Origin of the sequence: Enterobacter sp. MGH 4 (assembly GCF_000534735.1) — a bacterium.
Taxonomy (GTDB): domain Bacteria; phylum Pseudomonadota; class Gammaproteobacteria; order Enterobacterales; family Enterobacteriaceae; genus Enterobacter; species Enterobacter intestinihominis.
In genome coordinates this window covers 342,228-360,697 of record NZ_KI973293.1, presented here as the reverse complement: position 1 = coordinate 360,697, position 18,470 = coordinate 342,228, and the positions used below count along the sequence as shown (strand labels likewise).

Annotated in this window: 13 protein-coding genes and 1 riboswitch; of the genes, 10 read left to right on the top strand and 3 right to left on the bottom strand. The window is 58.2% G+C overall.

Annotation, left to right across the window (positions count from 1 at the left end):
• Nucleotides 1-43: 43 nt before the first annotated feature.
• The 4 genes from sgrR to thiQ all read left to right on the top strand — a co-directional run bounded on the left by sgrR (nt 44) and on the right by thiQ (nt 5,122).
• Nucleotides 44-1,699, top strand: a complete 1,656-nt coding sequence (gene sgrR / locus L350_RS08965) for an HTH-type transcriptional regulator SgrR (protein ID WP_032625468.1) — start codon at nt 44-46, stop codon at nt 1,697-1,699.
• Between the two features lie 36 nt (nt 1,700-1,735).
• Nucleotides 1,736-1,836: riboswitch (TPP riboswitch) on the top strand.
• 31 nt (nt 1,837-1,867) lie between these two features.
• Nucleotides 1,868-2,851, top strand: coding sequence for a thiamine ABC transporter substrate binding subunit (gene thiB / locus L350_RS08970; RefSeq protein WP_032625466.1), 984 nt, complete (start codon nt 1,868-1,870; stop codon nt 2,849-2,851).
• Nucleotides 2,827-4,437 carry a thiamine/thiamine pyrophosphate ABC transporter permease ThiP gene (gene thiP, locus L350_RS08975; protein WP_032625463.1) on the top strand — a complete coding sequence of 537 codons (1,611 nt, stop codon included), beginning with the start codon at nt 2,827-2,829 and terminating at the stop codon, nt 4,435-4,437. The genes thiB and thiP overlap by 25 nt, the downstream gene beginning before the upstream one ends.
• Entirely contained in the window at nt 4,421-5,122 is a 702-nt protein-coding gene (gene thiQ / locus L350_RS08980; RefSeq protein WP_032625461.1) for a thiamine ABC transporter ATP-binding protein ThiQ, read from the top strand. Before thiP ends, thiQ begins: the two co-directional genes overlap by 17 nt.
• A 43-nt stretch (nt 5,123-5,165) precedes the next feature.
• On the opposite strand, the gene L350_RS08985 is transcribed toward thiQ, so the two are convergent.
• Together L350_RS08985 and araC are read right to left on the bottom strand one after the other, a co-directional pair.
• Nucleotides 5,166-5,933 (bottom strand): DedA family protein, encoded by a 768-nt coding sequence (locus tag L350_RS08985; RefSeq protein WP_017383796.1) that lies wholly within the window; start codon nt 5,931-5,933, stop codon nt 5,166-5,168.
• A gap of 118 nt (nt 5,934-6,051) precedes the next feature.
• Nucleotides 6,052-6,897: an arabinose operon transcriptional regulator AraC gene (gene araC, locus L350_RS08990; RefSeq protein ID WP_032625458.1), complete on the bottom strand. Its 846-nt coding sequence runs from the start codon at nt 6,895-6,897 to the stop codon at nt 6,052-6,054.
• A 335-nt stretch (nt 6,898-7,232) separates the two neighbouring features.
• Here araC and araB point away from each other — a divergent pair, with 335 nt between their 5' ends.
• The 6 genes from araB to rluA all read left to right on the top strand — a co-directional run bounded on the left by araB (nt 7,233) and on the right by rluA (nt 17,457).
• Nucleotides 7,233-8,942, top strand: a complete 1,710-nt coding sequence (araB, locus tag L350_RS08995) for a ribulokinase (RefSeq protein WP_032625455.1) — start codon at nt 7,233-7,235, stop codon at nt 8,940-8,942.
• A 10-nt stretch (nt 8,943-8,952) separates the two neighbouring features.
• Nucleotides 8,953-10,455 (top strand): L-arabinose isomerase, encoded by a 1,503-nt coding sequence (gene araA, locus L350_RS09000; RefSeq protein WP_032625453.1) that lies wholly within the window; start codon nt 8,953-8,955, stop codon nt 10,453-10,455.
• 86 nt (nt 10,456-10,541) lie between these two features.
• Nucleotides 10,542-11,237: an L-ribulose-5-phosphate 4-epimerase gene (gene araD, locus L350_RS09005; RefSeq protein ID WP_022647024.1), complete on the top strand. Its 696-nt coding sequence runs from the start codon at nt 10,542-10,544 to the stop codon at nt 11,235-11,237.
• A 156-nt stretch (nt 11,238-11,393) separates the two neighbouring features.
• On the top strand, nt 11,394-13,751 hold the full coding sequence (gene polB / locus L350_RS09010; RefSeq protein WP_032625590.1) for a DNA polymerase II: 2,358 nt from the start codon (nt 11,394-11,396) through the stop codon (nt 13,749-13,751).
• A 127-nt stretch (nt 13,752-13,878) separates the two neighbouring features.
• A complete protein-coding gene (gene rapA / locus L350_RS09015; protein WP_032625451.1) occupies nt 13,879-16,785 on the top strand; it encodes an RNA polymerase-associated protein RapA in 2,907 nt (968 codons plus the stop codon).
• A gap of 12 nt (nt 16,786-16,797) precedes the next feature.
• Nucleotides 16,798-17,457 carry a bifunctional tRNA pseudouridine(32) synthase/23S rRNA pseudouridine(746) synthase RluA gene (gene rluA / locus L350_RS09020; RefSeq protein WP_003856412.1) on the top strand — a complete coding sequence of 220 codons (660 nt, stop codon included), beginning with the start codon at nt 16,798-16,800 and terminating at the stop codon, nt 17,455-17,457.
• 31 nt (nt 17,458-17,488) lie between these two features.
• On the opposite strand, the gene djlA is transcribed toward rluA, so the two are convergent.
• Nucleotides 17,489-18,304, bottom strand: coding sequence for a co-chaperone DjlA (gene djlA / locus L350_RS09025; protein WP_023299305.1), 816 nt, complete (start codon nt 18,302-18,304; stop codon nt 17,489-17,491).
• Nucleotides 18,305-18,470 lie beyond the last annotated feature (166 nt).

Sequence of the window (18,470 nt, the reverse complement as noted above, 5' to 3'; positions counted from 1 at the left end):
GGGATTAATAAATTGCTGATTTTTTGTCAGGAGTTCCTCTTTTATGCCTTCTGGTCGTCTGCAACAACAATTTATCCGCCTCTGGCAGTGCTGCGAGGGGCAATCGCAGGAGACCACGCTGAACGAGCTGGCTGAGCTCCTCAACTGCTCCCGGCGTCATATGCGTACCCTCCTTAACACCATGCAGCAGCAGGGCTGGCTAAACTGGGAGGCCGAAGCCGGACGCGGTAAGCGCTCGCGCCTGACTTTCCTCTATACCGGCCTGGCGTTGCAGCAACAGCGGGCGGAGGATCTGCTGGAGCAAGACCGCATCGATCAGCTGGTCCAGCTGGTGGGCGATAAAGCCGCCGTGCGCCAGATGCTGGTCTCGCATCTGGGACGCAGCTTTCGTCAGGGACGCCACATTCTGCGAGTGCTTTACTATCGCCCAATGAAAAATCTGTTGCCCGGTACGGCGTTACGTCGCTCTGAAACCCACATGGCCCGGCAGATTTTTAGCGGTCTGACGCGGATAAATGAGGAAAACGGGGAACTGGAAGCGGATATTGCCCATCACTGGCAACAGGTGTCTCCGTTGCACTGGCGCTTCTTTTTACGCCCCGGCATTCATTTCCACCATGGACGCGAGCTGGAGATGCGCGACGTTATCGATTCCTTAGAGCGCGCCCGCACGCTGCCGCTCTATTCGCATATCGCGCGGATCCACTCCCCAACGGCCTGGACCCTGGATATTGAGCTATCGCAGCCGGACAAATGGATTCCGTGGCTTCTGGGCTACGTGCCCTCGATGATCCTGCCTGCCGAGTGGCGATCCCTGAACAATTTTTCCAGCCAGCCGATTGGTACGGGCCCCTACTCCGTTTCACGGAACAACAGTAATCAGCTGAAGATCCGCGCCTTTGATGATTACTTTGGCTATAGGGCGCTGATCGACGAAGTCAACGTCTGGGTGCTACCGGATCTCAACGAAGAGCTGAGCGCAGGCCTGACGCTGGAAGGGCCAACAGCCGGTGAAAAGGCGTTCGAAAGCCGCCTGGAGGAGGGCTGCTACTACCTGCTCTTCGATAGCCGCAGCCATCGCGGGGCGAATCACGACGTACGCAGGTGGATCAGCCATGTTCTGGCGCCCGCTAACCTGATTTATCACGCAGAGGAGCAATACCAGACCTGGTGGTTCCCGGCCTATGGCCTGCTTCCGCGCTGGCACCATGCGCAGCCAGTACGCAGTGAAAAACCTGCCGGACTGGAGACCATCACCCTCAGCTACTATCGCGATCACATTGAACACCGGTTTATCGCAAGGATCATGAGTAAGCTGCTGGCAGCCGAGGGCGTGACGCTGGCGATACAGGAAGTGGACTATGATGAATGGCACCGTGGAGATGTTATCAGCGATATCTGGCTCAACAGTGCGAACTTCACGCTGCCGCTTGATTTTTCGCTCTTCTCTCACCTGTATGAAGTGCCCCTGATTCAGCACTGTATCAATCGGGACTGGCAGCGAGACGCCGCACGTTGGCGGGCAGGAGAAATGGATCTGGCCGCCTGGTGTCAGGAGCTGCTGGCCGGGCAGACGATCGTACCGTTGATTCACCACTGGCTGCTGATCCAGGGTCAGCGCAGCATGCGCGGCCTGCGAATGAATACCCTGGGCTGGTTTGATTTTAAATCCGCGTGGTTTGCGCCGCCGGAGCCATAACGCTTTCGTAATATTCACCAAATCATTACAATAGCGCCGTTCTCAACGGGGTGCTGCATCACTGATGTGCGCTGAGATAATACCCGTCGAACCTGATCCGGATAACGCCGGCGAAGGGATTTGAGGCTGTCTCTCAAAATCCTTTGCCACTCAACCCTGAGGTGCAAAGTGTTAAAAAACGTTCTTCCTCTGCTGGCGCTGTTTGCGCTGCCTGTTTTTGCTAAGCCTGTCCTGACGGTCTACACCTACGACTCCTTCTCCGCCGACTGGGGCCCCGGCCCGGCGGTGAAAAAAGCCTTTGAAGCCGACTGCAACTGCGAGCTGAAATTCGTGGCACTGGAAGATGGTGTCTCTCTGCTTAACCGGCTGCGTATGGAAGGCAAAAACAGCAAAGCCGACGTGGTGCTCGGGCTGGATAACAACCTGCTGCAAGCCGCCACTCAAACCAGACTGTTCGCCAAAAGCGGCGTGGCGGCAGATGCCGTCAACGTGCCGGGCGGCTGGAAAAACGACACCTTCGTTCCCTTTGATTACGGTTACTTTGCGTTTGTCTACGATAAAAACAAGCTGAATAATCCGCCCAAAAGCCTGAAAGAGGTGGTCGAAAGCGATCAGAAGTGGCGCGTGATTTATGAAGATCCGCGCACCAGCACGCCGGGTCTGGGGCTGCTGTTGTGGATGCAGAAAGTCTATGGCGACAAAACGCCTGAGGCGTGGCAGAAACTGGCAGCGAAAACCGTTACCGTCACCAAAGGCTGGAGCGAAGCCTACGGCCTGTTCCTGAAAGGCGAAAGCGACCTTGTGCTGAGCTACACGACTTCTCCGGCCTACCACATTATCGCCGAGAAGAAAGACAACTACGCCGCCGCGAACTTTGCTGAAGGACATTATTTGCAGGTGGAAGTGGCCGCCCGCACCGCCGCGAGCAAACAGCCGGAGCTCGCCGAGAAATTCCTGAAGTTTATGGTTTCACCGGCATTCCAGAATGCTATTCCGACAGGAAACTGGATGTACCCGGTCACTGATGTTGCGCTGCCGGCAGGTTTTGAGCAGCTGAACAAACCGCAAACCTCCCTGGAATTTACGCCGCAGCAGGTTGCCACCCAGCGCGCCGCATGGATAAGTGAATGGCAACGCGCCGTCAGCCGCTGATCCCCGGCTGGTTAGTTCCCGGGCTGCTCGCCGCTATACTGATGGTGGTTGTCAGCCTGGGAGCATTCCTTGCGCTGTGGTTTAACGCGCCAGAGAGCGATTTGCTTGCCCTCTGGCACGACAGCTATCTCTGGCACGTCATCCGTTTCTCCTTCTGGCAGGCGTTTCTCTCCGCGCTGCTGTCGACGCTCCCGGCCATTTTCCTCGCCCGCGCCCTCTATCGCAGACGTTTCCCCGGCAGGCTTGCCCTGCTGCGGCTGTGCGCGATGACGCTGATCCTGCCCGTGCTGGTGGCGGTGTTCGGCATTCTGAGCGTCTATGGTCGGCAGGGATGGCTGGCATTCCTTTTCAACCTGCTTGGTCTGGAATGGACCTTCTCGCCATACGGCCTGAAAGGCATTCTGCTGGCGCATATTTTTTTCAATATGCCGATGGCCACGCGCCTCTTTTTACAGGCGCTGGAAAACATTCCCGGTGAGCAGCGTCAGATTGCCGCCCAGCTTGGCATGCGCGGCTGGTCGTTCTTCCGCTTTGTCGAATGGCCGTGGCTGCGACGCCAGATTGCCCCGGTTGCCGCGCTAATCTTTATGCTCTGCTTCGCCAGCTTCGCGACCGTACTTTCTCTCGGCGGCGGGCCGCAGGCCACCACCATTGAGCTGGCGATCTATCAGGCTTTAAGTTACGACTACGATCCGGGCCGCGCCGCGCTGCTGGCGATCGTGCAGATGGTATGCTGTCTGGCACTGGTGTTACTCAGCCAGAGGCTAAGCAAAACGATCCCCGCAGGAAGCAATAACATGACAGGCTGGCGCGATCCGCAGGACAGCCTGTATAGCCGCGTCGCGGATTTTATGCTGATCGCACTGGCACTCCTGCTTTTGCTGCCCCCGCTGCTGGCCGTTATCGTTGATGGACTGAATCGCAATGTGTTGTCGGTACTGCAACAACCTGTCCTGTGGCAAGCGACGTGGACCTCCTTGCGCATTGCGCTGGCAGCCGGGCTACCGTGCGTGATCCTGACCATGATGCTGCTATGGAGCAGCCGCGAGCTGTACGCGCGCCATGCCCGCCAAGCCGGACACGCGCTGGAACTGACGGGTATGCTGATCCTGGCGATGCCGGGCATTGTGCTGGCGACCGGATTCTTTTTACTGTTCAACAGCACCCTCGGCCTGCCGGAAAGCGCCGACGGCATCGTCATTTTTACCAACGCACTGATGGCCATCCCTTACGCGCTCAAGGTACTGGAAAACCCGATGCGCGACGTCAACAGCCGCTACAGCTTGCTGTGTCAGTCGCTGGGCATGCAGGGCTGGCAGCGTCTGAAGGTGGTAGAATTGCGCGCACTGAAACGCCCGCTCGCCCAGGCGCTGGCGTTTGCCTGCGTGCTGTCAATTGGCGATTTTGGCGTAGTGGCGCTCTTCGGCAACGAGGATTTCCGCACGCTGCCGTTCTGGCTTTATCAGCAAATCGGCTCCTATCGTAGCCAGGACGGCGCCGTCACGGCGCTGCTCCTGTTGCTGCTGTGCTTTGCGTTATTTACCGTTATCGAAAAACTTCCGGGGCGTGATGTTAAAACTGACTGATGTAACCTGGCTTTATGAGCACCTGCCAATGCGTTTTACCCTCTCCGTTCGTCAGGGAGAGCGAATCGCAGTGCTTGGCCCCAGCGGGGCCGGAAAAAGTACCCTGCTCAATCTGATTGCCGGTTTTCTGCAACCTGCCAGCGGGTCGATCGTCATTGATAACGGCGAGTTTACCTACGCTCCGCCGGCTAAGCGCCCGGTGTCGATGCTGTTTCAGGAAAACAATCTATTCAATCATCTTACGGTCTGGCAGAACATCGCGCTGGGTATGGATCCGGGGTTAAAGCTCAGTGCTGCGCAGCGTCAGACGCTGGAGGCGATCGCCGAACAAATGGGCCTGTCTGCGTTTATCAACAGACTTCCGGGGGAGCTTTCCGGCGGCCAGCGCCAGCGCGTGGCGCTGGCACGCTGTCTGGTGCGCAAGCAGCCGCTGCTGCTGCTCGACGAACCCTTTTCGGCGCTCGACCCGGCTCTGCGCCAGGAGATGCTCTCGCTGGTTGAGGAGGTGTGCGAGCGCGAACAACTGACGATGCTGATGGTTTCGCACAGCATTGAAGATGCCGCACGCATCGCGCCGCGATCGGTGGTGATCGCAGAGGGACGTATTTTGTGGGATGGAGAAACAGAAGAACTTCTGAGTGGTAACGCAGGGGCATCTTCATTGTTGGGCATTCGTGCGGTCTGATGCCCTCACCCTGGCCCTCTCCCACGGGGAGAGGGAAAACACCTTAACGGCTCACCACCTTCAACAGGATCTCGCCGTACACCGGCATCAGCGGGTGGCGGATTAGCGCCACCAGCGCTACCACCGCCACGCCGAGCGTAAGTGGGGCCAGCCAGAGCAGGCGCGTGCGCGGGAGATAGCGGGTCAGGCGATCGACGCTCGCTTTCGCGCTGCGCCACAGGCGCCAGCAGAGCCAAACCGCCAGCCACAGCAGCACCGCCGTACCCAGCAGAAGCCATTTAAACTCACCGCTTTGCATACCGTCAGGAATATCAATCGCCGCGCCCGCCAGGATACCCGGCAGGAAGTAGAACGGCGGCCAGAAGACGCAGCCGATAATGTTCGGCACCACAAACTTCGCGACGGGCAGATCCAGCATCCCGGCCACCATCGGCACCAGTGGACGCGTTGGCCCAACGAAGCGCCCCACGAGGATGGTGAACATGCTGTGCTGGTGCAGCGCATGCTCGGTTTTATCCAGCAGCGCTTTGTTTTTTTTCATGAACGACCAGCGGTGCAGCGGCTTCTTAAAGCGCCAGCCCAGCCAGAAGGAGATCCAGTCCCCCAGCAAACAGCCGATAATACCGGCCATCCACGCCTGCCAGAAATTGACCTCGCCGCTGCCGATAAGCGCCCCAAGCCCCGCCATCATCACGGTGCCGGGCAGGATCAGCCCGACCAGCGCCAGCGACTCCAGAAACGCCACCAGCGCCACGGCGATGAGCGAATACATAACGGACTGGGTAATAAAATGTTCCAGCAATGCCTGCATAACTATTCCGGTCAGAAAACGAATCAGCGATTCTGCTTAGCGCCCTGCACCGCGTCAAGGCATCAATTGTCTGAATAGTTTACAAGATGCGCCTGAAGTTCACCTGAATGTTTACCGATTATTCACATCCCGCACGGAATTCGCTCGGGCTGGCACCGGTGCACTTCTTAAACACGCGAGAGAAATAGAGCTGATCTTCAAAGCCGACGTTACGCCCGACGGTGGCGATAGGCATTCGGGTGGTGCTGAGCAGCAGTTTCGCCTGGCTGATGCGCTGATCCTCGCGCCAGCTGAGTACGCTCACGCCAAGCTGCTGGCGGAACAGATGCGACAGCCGTGACGGCGACAGGCACACATGCTGGGCGACGCTGGCAATATCAAACTGGCTGTCGGCAAGGTGGTCGCTGATGTACTGGCAGGCGTCGCGGACGCGGTTGTCCAGCGGCGGATTAAGCGACTCGTTGATGGCCTCCATGCGGCGCAGCAGTACCTGTTCAAGCAGGTTGATGGCCAGCAGTTCGGCGTAGCGCCCTCCCGCCTGCCCTGCCTCAATAATCTGTGCAAACAGCTCACGGAACTGCGCCAGATGCGCCTCATCCGGGCGATAAAAACCGGTTTGCGCGAAAATGGCCGGCCACGAGAGCCACTCCTGCCAGTAGGCGCGCGGACGGAAATAGACCCACTGGTGATACCACTCTTTGGCATCCGGGTGGCGCCCGTAGTGGTGGATCTCCCCCGGCGGGAACAGCAGCATATCACCAGGGCGGCAGATAAACTGCCGATCGCCGTTTTTAATCACCCCTTCCCCGCGAACGGTCAGGTTCAGAATATACCCTTTCATTCCGAGCGGTCGATCGACGTAGAAATCGAGATACCCCTCGGCCTCAATGGGCGTCAGCCCCGCCACCAGATGGGCGTTAAATGAGTATCCCGGCAGCAGGGGATCGTTTTGCGGTTCGGCCATAGATTCAGTTCTCCCAAGGGTCCTGAAGGAAACCAATTGTCCATATCGATAAAAGCAGTATAAAAATGGCCCGCGAAAAGATCCAAAAAGCATCACGCCTCTTTTACGTCCGCCATGTTTCAGCCTTTTCCCCTGATTTCTCCGCCAGCACGGGCGGATAAGCAGTAACAAAAGTGTCTATAAGTACGGCAGAAATGTCCAAATTGAATATTTGCACGGCGTCACACTTTCAATAGTAACAGCAATTTAATCCATAAGATTAGCGGATCCTGCCTGACGATCTTTGTCCTCAGTCTCTAATGTTCTTCCATACCTGTTTTGGATGGAGCAACACCATGGCAATTGCAATTGGCCTCGATTTTGGCAGCGACTCAGTTCGCGCGCTGGCAGTGGACTGTACGACTGGCCGGGAGATAGCAACCAGCGTTGAGTGGTATCCGCGCTGGCAAGAGGGGCGCTACTGCGATGCGCCGAACAACCAGTTCCGTCACCACCCGCGCGATTACATTGAATCAATGGAAGCGGCGATCAAAACCGTGCTGGCGGAGCTGACGGATGCCCAGCGGGCCGACGTCGTGGGGATTGGCGTCGACAGTACCGGTTCAACGCCGGCCCCGGTTGATGCAGAAGGCCGCGTACTGGCGCTTCGCCCGGAGTTTGCCGATAACCCGAACGCCATGTTTGTGCTGTGGAAAGACCATACCGCCGTGGAAGAGGCGGAAGCCATCACCCGCTTATGCCACCAGCCGGGCAAAACCGACTACTCGCGCTACATCGGCGGGATCTACTCCAGCGAATGGTTCTGGGCAAAAATCCTGCACGTTACCCGCGCGGACGCGTCGGTCGCACAGGCAGCGGCGTCATGGATTGAGCTGTGCGACTGGGTTCCCGCCCTGCTTTCCGGCACCACTCGCCCGCAGGCTATTCGCCGTGGCCGTTGCAGCGCCGGGCATAAATCGCTGTGGCATGAAAGCTGGGGTGGTCTGCCTCCGGCAGAGTTCTTCGATGAACTCGACCCGATCATCAACAAAAACCTGACATACCCGCTGTTTACCGACACCTTCACCGCCGATATTCCGGTCGGCATGCTCTGTGAAGAGTGGGCGAAACGCCTCGGTCTGCCGCAAAACGTGACCATTTCCGGCGGCGCTTTCGACTGCCATATGGGCGCCGTGGGCGCGGGTGCGCAGCCTAACACGCTGGTGAAAGTGATTGGCACCTCCACCTGCGACATTCTGACGGCGGATAAAACGACCGTTGGCGACCGCGCGGTGAAGGGTATCTGCGGTCAGGTTGACGGCAGCGTGGTGCCTGATTTTATCGGCCTCGAAGCGGGTCAGTCCGCGTTTGGCGATATCTACGCCTGGTTTGGCCGGGTGCTCGGCTGGCCGCTGGATCAGCTGGCGGCCGCGCATCCTGAACTGAAAAACCAGATTACCACGAGCAAAAAACAGCTCCTGCCGCAGCTCACCGAAGCCTGGGCAAAAAATCCGTCTCTCGATCACCTGCCGGTGGTGCTGGACTGGTTCAACGGCCGTCGTACGCCGTTTGCCAACCAGCGTCTGAAAGGGGTGATTACCGATCTCAACCTGGCGACCGACGCGCCCGCGCTGTTTGGCGGCCTGATCGCCGCCACCGCGTTCGGCGCGCGCGCCATCATGGAGTGCTTCACCGGGCAGGGCATTGACGTGAACAACGTGATGGCTTTGGGCGGTATCGCCCGTAAAAACCCGGTGATCATGCAGGCCTGCTGCGACGTGCTCAACCGTCCGCTGCAAATTGTGGCCTCCGATCAGTGCTGTGCGCTGGGCGCAGCGATTTTCGCTGCCGTGGCCGCAGGCGTCCATGCGGATATCCCGGCCGCGCAACAGCATATGGCGAGCGCCGTCGAAAGTACGCTTCAGCCGCAGGCTCAGCAAGCACAACGCTTTGAACAGCTTTATCAGCGCTACCAGCAATGGGCAAAAAGCGCCGAACTTCACTATCTCCCTGTCGCCGCCCCGGCCAAAAGTACCGCGGACACTACGGCAACCCTGACACATTAAGGACACGATAATGACCATTTTTAATAATTATGAAGTGTGGTTTGTGATTGGCAGCCAGCATTTATACGGACCGGAAGCGTTGCAGCAGGTGACGAAACACGCGGAGCACGTTGTGAATGCGCTGAACGCGGAAGCCAAACTGCCGTGCAAACTGGTGCTGAAGCCGCTGGGTACTACGCCGGACGAAATCACTAACATCTGCCGCGATGCCAATTACGATGACAAATGCGCTGGCCTGGTGGTGTGGCTGCACACCTTCTCGCCAGCCAAAATGTGGATCAACGGCCTGGCTATCCTCAACAAACCGCTGCTGCAATTCCACACTCAGTTCAACGCCTCCCTGCCGTGGGACAGCATCGACATGGACTTCATGAACCTGAATCAGACCGCGCACGGCGGTCGCGAGTTCGGCTTCATCGGCGCACGTATGCGTCAACAACATGCCGTGGTGACCGGCCACTGGCAGGACGGCCAGGCACAAAAACGCATTGGCTCCTGGATGCGTCAGGCGGTCTCTAAGCAGGATACCCGTCACCTTAAAGTGGTGCGTTTCGGCGACAACATGCGTGAAGTTGCCGTAACCGACGGCGACAAAGTGGCCGCGCAGATCAAGTTCGGCTTCTCCGTGAATACCTGGGCAGTGGGCGACCTGGTGCAGGTGGTGAATGACATCAGCGATGGCGACGTTAACGCGCTGGTGGACGAGTACGAAAGCAGCTACCGCCTGACGCCTGCGGCACAGGTCAACGGCGACAAGCGCCAGAACGTGCTGGATGCCGCACGCATTGAACTGGGCATGAAGCGCTTCCTGGAACAGGGCGGCTTCCATGCCTTCACCACCACCTTTGAAGATCTCCACGGCCTGAAACAGCTCCCGGGTCTGGCGGTACAACGTCTGATGCAGCAGGGCTACGGTTTTGCGGGCGAAGGCGACTGGAAAACTGCCGCTCTGCTTCGCATCATGAAGGTGATGTCAACCGGTCTGCAGGGCGGCACCTCTTTTATGGAAGACTACACCTACCACTTCGAGAACGGCAACGATCTGGTGCTCGGCTCGCACATGCTGGAAGTGTGTCCGTCTATCGCCGTTGAAGAGAAACCGATCCTCGATGTGCAGTACCTCGGCATTGGCGGCAAAGCGGATCCGGCCCGTCTGATCTTCAACACCCGTACCGGCCCGGCCATTAACGCCAGCCTGATCGACCTCGGCGACCGTTTCCGCCTGCTGGTGAACTGCGTCGATGCTGTGGAAACTCCGCATTCTCTGCCGAAACTGCCGGTCGCGAACGCCCTGTGGAAAGCGCAACCTGACCTGCCAACCGCGTCGGAAGCCTGGATCCTGGCCGGCGGCGCGCACCACACCGTCTTCAGCCACGCGCTTGGCCTGAACGATATGCGTCAGTTTGCCGAGCTGCACGACATCGAACTGACCGTGATTGATAACGACACCCGTCTGCCAGCCTTTAAAGACGCGCTGCGCTGGAACGAAGTCTATTACGGTTCAAAACGCTAAGCCCTGAATGCCCGGTGGCATTTCGTTTACCGGGCCTACGGTTCTGTAGGCCGGATAAGCGCAGCGCCATCCGGCAGGAGACGACAATGTTAGAAGATCTCAAACGTCAGGTACTCGAAGCCAACCTGGCGCTGCCAAAACATAACCTGGTGACCCTGACTTGGGGCAACGTCAGCGCCGTTGACCGGGAAAAAGGCGTGTTCGTGATCAAGCCTTCGGGCGTGGATTACACGGTGATGACCGCGGAAGATATGGTGGTGGTCAGCATCGAAACGGGTGAAGTGGTTGAAGGCGATAAAAAGCCCTCCTCCGATACGCCCACTCACCGCCTGCTGTATCAGGCCTTCCCGACCATCGGTGGGATTGTGCATACCCATTCGCGTCACGCGACCATCTGGGCGCAGGCGGGTCAGCCAATTCCGGCCACCGGCACCACCCACGCGGACTACTTTTACGGCACCATTCCCTGCACGCGTCTGATGACCGATGCGGAGATCGGCGGTGAGTACGAATGGGAAACCGGGAACGTGATCGTCGAAACCTTCGAAAAACAGGGTATCGACGCGGCGCAAATGCCCGGCGTGCTGGTGCACTCCCACGGTCCGTTTGCCTGGGGTAAAAACGCGGAGGACGCGGTGCACAACGCGATCGTGCTGGAGGAAGTCGCCTACATGGGGATCTTCTGCCGCCAGCTGGCGCCGCAGTTGCCGGATATGCAGCAAACCCTGCTCGATAAGCATTATCTGCGCAAGCACGGCGCGAAGGCGTACTACGGGCAGTAAAACATTGTCCGGTGGCGCTGCGCTTATCGGGCCTACGGATCCTGTTGGCCGGATAAGCGTAGCGCCATCCGGCAAAACAGGCACTGTATAAAACCCCAGCAAACACCCCTCAACCAGGCTATAATCAGGCCTGGTTTTGTTTTGTGGGATAGCGGCGTGGCACAGGCGCAAGAAGGCTTTTTACTGACCCGACACTGGCGGGATACCCCTCAGGGCACCGAGGTTGCGTTCTGGCTGGCGACGGATAACGGCCCGCTGCACGTTACCCTGCCGCCTCAGGAGTCCGTGGCGTTTATCCCTGAACACCACGTCGAGAAGGTAAAGCAGCTGCTGCGCGGTGAAAACGGCTGGCGCCTCACGCCTCTTGAGCTAAAAGACTTCCACCGCCAGCCGGTTTATGGCCTCTACTGTCGCGCCCATCGCCAGCTGATGCGCTATGAAAAATTGCTCCGCGAAGCGGGCGTGACGCTCTATGAAGCGGACATTCGCCCGCCGGAACGTTTTCTGATGGAGCGGTTTATCACCGCCCCCGTCTGGGTGGACGGCGCTGAGCAGAACGGTTGTCTCGTGAACGCGCGCCTGAAGCCTAACCCGCACTATCGCCCGCCGCTGAAGTGGGTCTCGCTGGATATCGAAACCACCCGTCACGGCGAGCTTTACTGCATCGGCCTTGAAGGCTGCGGGCAGCGGGTTGTCTATATGCTCGGGCCCCCGAACGGCGATGCGTCCGCGCTGGATTTTCATCTGGAATACGTTACCAGCCGACCACAGCTGCTGGAGAAGCTTAACCAGTGGTTTGCCGAGCACGACCCGGATGTATTGATCGGCTGGAACGTGGTGCAGTTTGACCTGCGCGTGTTGCAAAAACATGCCGAGCGGTACCGCATTCCCCTGACGTTAGGGCGCGGAAACACGGAGCTGGAGTGGCGAGAGCACGGTTTTAAGAACGGCGTATTCTTCGCACAGGCTAACGGTCGCCTGATAATCGACGGCATCGAGGCGCTGAAATCCGCCTTCTGGAACTTCTCTTCCTTCTCGCTGGAAGCGGTCGCCCAGGCGCTGCTCGGTGAAGGTAAATCCATCGACAATCCCTGGGACCGAATGGACGAGATCGACCGGCGCTTTAATGAGGATAAGCCGGCGCTCGCTACTTATAACCTGAAAGACTGTGAGCTGGTAACGCAGATTTTCCATAAAACCGAGATCATGCCCTTCCTGCTGGAACGCGCAACGGTAAACGGTCTCGCGGTCGACAGGCACGGCGGCTCGGTAGCGGCCTTCAGCCACCTCTATTTCCCGCGGATGCATCGGGCGGGCTATGTGGCCCCTAACCTCGGTGACGTGCCGCCGCAGGCCAGTCCCGGCGGTTACGTGATGGATTCACGGCCCGGGCTGTATGATTCGGTGCTGGTGCTGGATTATAAAAGTCTGTACCCGTCGATTATCCGCACATTTCTGATTGATCCGGTAGGGCTGGTCGAGGGGATGGCGCAGCCAGACGATGCGCACAGTACTGAAGGTTTTCTCGGGGCACGCTTCTCGCGCGAAAAACACTGCCTGCCTGAGATCGTGGGAAACATCTGGCACGGCCGCGACGAGGCGAAACGCCACGGCAACAAGCCGCTCTCACAGGCGCTGAAAATCATTATGAACGCCTTTTACGGCGTGCTGGGTACCAGCGCCTGCCGCTTCTTTGATCCCCGTCTGGCGTCGTCCATCACCATGCGCGGGCACGACATTATGCGCCAGACCAAAGCGCTGATTGAATCCCGGGGCTATGACGTGATTTATGGCGATACCGACTCCACCTTTGTCTGGCTGAAAGCGGCCCATTCAGAGGACGCCGCCGCGCAAATCGGCAAAGAACTGGTCGCCTACGTGAACGACTGGTGGCGCGAAAATTTGCAAAAAGAGCGGTTAACCAGCGCGTTAGAGCTGGAGTTTGAAACCCATTTTGCCCGCTTTTTAATGCCGACCATTCGCGGAACCGACCAGGGCAGCAAGAAGCGCTACGCCGGGCTGATTCAGGAAGGTGACACGCAGCGGATGGTGTTTAAAGGGCTGGAGACGGTGCGCACCGACTGGACGCCGCTGGCACAGCAGTTCCAGCAGACGCTCTACCTGCGGGTGTTTCGCAACGAGCCCTATCAGGACTACGTGCGCGACACCATCGCCAGCCTGATGGCGGGTGAGCTGGATGACCAGCTGGTGTATCGCAAGCGCCTGCGCCGCCCGCTGGCGGAATATCAGCGTAACGTTCCTCCCCACGTACGCGCCGCGCGGCTGGCGGATGAAGAGAATGTTCGCCGGGGCCGTGCGCCGCAGTATCAGAACCGGGGAACGATCAAATACGTCTGGACAACTAACGGCCCGGAACCCGTTGATTACCAGCAGTCTCCGCTCGATTACGATCACTACCTGACCCGCCAGCTTCAGCCGGTAGCGGAGGGAATTTTACCGTTCATCAATGACGACTTTGCTACACTAGTGACAGGACAACTTGGGCTATTTTGACGCGTGACGAAACCGTTGCCATCCAGTACCATAGCGCCCTTTCCATTCCCGGACCCATTTTTCGACGACCGTCTTTTTTGACGGGGTCGAACTATTGCCTGCAATTAAAGATTAGAGCCGAACAACTATGCCTTTTACACTTGGTCAACGCTGGATCAGCGATACAGAAAGCGAACTTGGATTAGGAACCGTCGTTGCCGTCGATGCGCGCATGGTTACCCTCCTTTTCCCTGCTACCGGTGAAAACCGCCTGTACGCTCGCAATGACTCCCCTGTTACCCGCGTAATGTTCAATCCGGGCGACACCGTGACCAGCCACGAAGGCTGGCAACTGAAGGTTGAAGACGTAAAAGAAGAGAATGGACTGCTCGCCTACATCGGTACGCGTCTTGATACCGACGAGACGAATGTCATCCTGCGTGAAGTGCTGCTCGACAGCAAACTGGTGTTCAGCAAGCCGCAGGACCGTCTGTTTGCCGGGCAAATCGACCGAATGGATCGCTTCTCCCTGCGCTACCGCGCACGTAAGTTCCAGAGTGAGCAGTACCGCATGCCGTGGAGCGGCCTGCGCGGTCAGCGTACCAGCCTTATTCCCCATCAGCTGAATATCGCCCATGACGTGGGCCGTCGCCATGCGCCTCGCGTGCTGCTGGCTGACGAGGTGGGTCTGGGTAAAACCATCGAAGCAGGCATGATCCTGCACCAGCAGCTGCTCTCTGGCGCTGCCGAGCGCGTGCTGATTGTGGTTCCAGAAACGCTGCAACATCAGTGGCTGGTTGAAATGCTGCGCCGCTTTAACCTGCGCTTCTCCCTGTTCGACGATGAGCGCTATGCCGAAGCCCAGCACGACGCGGACAACCCGTTTGAAACCGAACAGCTGGTCATTTGTTCCCTGGACTTCGTGCGCCGCAGCAAGCAGCGCCTGGAGCATCTGTGCGACGCTGAATGGGATCTGATGGTCGTCGACGAAGCGCATCACCTCGTCTGGAGCGAAGACGCGCCAAGCCGTGAATACATGGCGATTGAGCAGCTTGCCGAGCGCGTACCGGGCGTTCTGCTCCTGACCGCCACGCCGGAGCAGCTGGGTCTTGAGAGCCACTTCGCCCGTCTGCGTCTGCTCGATCCCAACCGTTTCCACGATTTTGAGCAGTTTGTTGAAGAGCAGAAAAACTACCGCCCGGTGGCGGACGCCGTCGCGCTGCTGCTGGCCGGTAATCGTCTCTCTAATGATGAGCTTAACACTCTCAGCGATCTGATTGGCGAGCAGGATATTGAGCCGCTGCTTCAGGCCGCGAACAGCGACAGCGATAATGCGGGATCCGCGCGTAAAGAGCTGATCGACATGCTGATGGATCGCCACGGTACCAGCCGCGTGCTGTTCCGTAACACCCGTAACGGCGTGAAAGGCTTCCCGAAACGCGAGCTGCACACCATCAAACTGCCGCTGCCGACCCAGTACCAGACGGCGATTAAAGTCTCCGGCATTATGGGCACCCGTAAATCTGCGGAAGATCGCGCGCGCGACATGCTCTACCCGGAACAGATTTATCAGGAATTCGAAGGCGACACCGGCACCTGGTGGAATTTCGATCCGCGCGTGGAGTGGTTGATGGGCTACCTCACCGCTCACCGTTCCCAGAAAGTGCTGGTGATCTGCGCCAAAGCCGCTACCACATTGCAGCTGGAGCAGGTTCTGCGTGAGCGCGAAGGCATTCGCGCCGCCGTGTTCCACGAAGGCATGTCCATAGTTGAGCGCGACCGCGCTGCGGCCTGGTTTGGTGAAGAGGACAGCGGCGCGCAGGTTCTGCTGTGCTCTGAAATCGGTTCTGAAGGCCGTAACTTCCAGTTCGCCAGCAATCTGGTGATGTTCGATCTGCCGTTTAACCCGGATCTGCTGGAGCAGCGTATTGGCCGTCTGGATCGTATCGGGCAGGCGCACGATATTCAGATCCACGTGCCGTATCTGGAGAAAACCGCCCAGTCCGTGCTGGTGCGCTGGTACCACGAAGGGCTGGACGCGTTTGAACACACCTGCCCGACCGGCCGCACCATTTACGATCAGGTCCATGGCGATCTGATCGGTTACCTGGCCGCGCCTGAAAATAGCGAGGGCTTTGATGAGCTGATTAAATCCTGCCGTGAGAAGCACGACGCACTGAAAGCGCAGCTGGAGCAGGGTCGCGATCGCCTGCTGGAGATCCACTCCAACGGCGGTGAAAAAGCGCAGCAGCTGGCCGAAAGCATTGAAGAGCAGGACGACGACACCAGCCTGATCAGCTTCTCCATGAATCTGTTCGACATCGTCGGTATAAACCAGGACGATCGCGGCGAGAACATGATCGTGCTGACCCCGTCCGATCATATGCTGGTGCCGGATTTCCCGGGCCTGCCGGAAGACGGCTGCACTATCACCTTTGAGCGTGATGTGGCGCTGTCCCGCGAAGACGCACAGTTCATTACCTGGGAGCACCCGCTGATCCGCAACGGTCTGGATCTGATCCTCTCCGGCGATACCGGCAGCAGCACCATTTCCCTGTTGAAGAACAAAGCCTTGCCTGTGGGCACGCTGCTGGTGGAGCTGATCTACGTTGTGGAAGCGCAGGCGCCGAAACAGCTTCAGCTTAACCGCTTCCTCCCGCCAACGCCGGTGCGTCTGCTGCTGGATAAAAACGGTACGAATCTGGCCGGCCAGGTGGAGTTTGAAAGCTTCAACCGTCAGTTGAGCGCGGTGAACCGCCATACCGGCAGCAAGCTGGTGAATGCGGTGCAACAGGACGTGCATGCCATTCTGCAACTGGGTGAAACCCAGGCCGAAAAAGCGGCCAGAGTGCTGATTGATGCGGCGCGCAGCGAAGCCGATGAGAAGCTTTCTGCCGAGCTGTCGCGTCTGGAAGCGTTGAAAGCGGTGAACCCGAACATTCGTGACGATGAGCTGGCCGCAATTGAGAGCAACCGCCAGCAGGTGCTGGAAAGTCTGAATCAGGCGGGATGGCGTCTCGACGCCCTGCGTCTTATCGTTGTGACGCATCAGTAAGCGGAGCGCAAAATGGTAATGGAGCCCTACAATCCCCCGATGGATCCGTGGCTGGTCATTCTGTATCAGGACGAGCACATTATGGTGGTTAACAAGCCGAGCGGCCTGTTGTCCGTGCCGGGGCGTCTGGAAGAGCATAAAGACAGCGTGATGACGCGTATCCAGCGCGATTATCCCCAGGCCGAGTCTGTCCATCGTCTGGATATGGCGACCAGCGGCGTGATTGTGGTGGCTCTTAATAAGGCGGCAGAACGTGAGCTGAAGCGTCAGTTCCGCGAGCGCGAGCCGAAGAAGCAGTATGTCGCCCGCGTGTGGGGCCATCCGGCGCAGGCGGAAGGGCTGGTGGATTTACCGCTGATTTGCGACTGGCCGAACCGGCCAAAGCAGAAGGTGTGTTATGAAACCGGCAAGGCTGCGCAGACCGAGTATGAAGTGCTGGAGTACGCGCCGGATAATACCGCGCGCGTCCTGCTGAAGCCGATTACCGGGCGCTCCCATCAGCTGCGTGTGCATATGCTTGCGATGGGTCACCCGATTCTGGGTGACAGATTCTATGCGCCGCCGGAAGCGCTGGCGTTAGCGCCGCGCCTGCAACTGCATGCGCAGACGCTCACCATCACCCACCCTGCTTTCGGCAACGCCATGACGTTCAAAGCCCCGGTGGACTTCTGAAAAAATGGCCCGACACTGTCGGGCCATTTTTTTATTTAAAACCTTTCTGCTCTTTAATCAGCTCGTAGGCTTTCTGGATTTCCTGCGCTTTCTGTTTCGCCATCTCCATCATCTCAGGCGGCAGGCCTTTCGCCACCAGCTTATCCGGATGGTGCTCGCTCATCAGCTTACGATAGGCGCGTTTGATGGTCGTGACATCGTCAGAGGGCTTCACGCCGAGGACATTACAGGCATCTTCAAGCGTAGGGCCACGCTGCGCCTGCTGCCAGCCGCCACCGGACGATTGCTGTTGATAACCGCCGCCAAAGTGCGCGCCGCCCTGCATCATGCGCAGGAACTGATCGAACTGCATGCGGGAAATGCCCAGCTCTTCAGCAATTACATACAGGACGTCCCGTTCATTCGGATGCAGAGAGCCATCCGCGAAGGCGGCCTGGATTTGAATTTCCAGAAACATCCGAATTAAATCAAAGCGCCCGAAGCAGATGCTACGGAACTGCCGCATTTTTTCACGCAGCGGGTAGTTATCCGCTTTACCAATCCGGAATGCATTCTGCGCCGCGACGCGGGATTCGCCGTGCAGATTCATGCGATCCATAAAGACGCTGGCAACCTGAATATCGGCTTCCGTTACGCGCCCTTTTGATTTGGTTAAGTGCCCCATCACCTCGAAGGTGGTGGAGAAGAAGAGTGACTGGCGCTCGCGCTGGTTGGCAAACCAGGCCATTTTGCGGCTGCGTGCTTTATCAAACATATGGCCGATAATGAGGCCAAGAACAACACCCCAGAATCCGGCACCCATAATAATTGCGAACGCAACGCCGATTATTTTACCCCAATACTGCATATACTCCCCGAATGGTCATGTTCCTGGCCGACGCAACGCCATCATTACAGTGGTCGCGCCACGGTCAATTGAGGGACATCGCCTATAATTTGCATTATCATACTCGTCATTCGATAGCGAGCCTAACACTCTGGCGCGCAAACGGGCAGGATTAACGCTGGTACTG

Coding starts and splice junctions, on each gene's coding strand:
- L350_RS08985 (WP_017383796.1), bottom strand. CDS start 5,933: ATGCAGGCATTGCTGGAACATTTTATTACCCAGTCCGTTATGTATTCG.
- araD (WP_022647024.1), top strand. CDS start 10,542: ATGTTAGAAGATCTCAAACGTCAGGTACTCGAAGCCAACCTGGCGCTG.
- thiQ (WP_032625461.1), top strand. CDS start 4,421: ATGTTAAAACTGACTGATGTAACCTGGCTTTATGAGCACCTGCCAATG.
- sgrR (WP_032625468.1), top strand. CDS start 44: ATGCCTTCTGGTCGTCTGCAACAACAATTTATCCGCCTCTGGCAGTGC.
- thiP (WP_032625463.1), top strand. CDS start 2,827: ATGGCAACGCGCCGTCAGCCGCTGATCCCCGGCTGGTTAGTTCCCGGG.
- rluA (WP_003856412.1), top strand. CDS start 16,798: ATGGTAATGGAGCCCTACAATCCCCCGATGGATCCGTGGCTGGTCATT.
- djlA (WP_023299305.1), bottom strand. CDS start 18,304: ATGCAGTATTGGGGTAAAATAATCGGCGTTGCGTTCGCAATTATTATG.
- rapA (WP_032625451.1), top strand. CDS start 13,879: ATGCCTTTTACACTTGGTCAACGCTGGATCAGCGATACAGAAAGCGAA.
- araA (WP_032625453.1), top strand. CDS start 8,953: ATGACCATTTTTAATAATTATGAAGTGTGGTTTGTGATTGGCAGCCAG.
- araB (WP_032625455.1), top strand. CDS start 7,233: ATGGCAATTGCAATTGGCCTCGATTTTGGCAGCGACTCAGTTCGCGCG.
- araC (WP_032625458.1), bottom strand. CDS start 6,897: ATGGCCGAACCGCAAAACGATCCCCTGCTGCCGGGATACTCATTTAAC.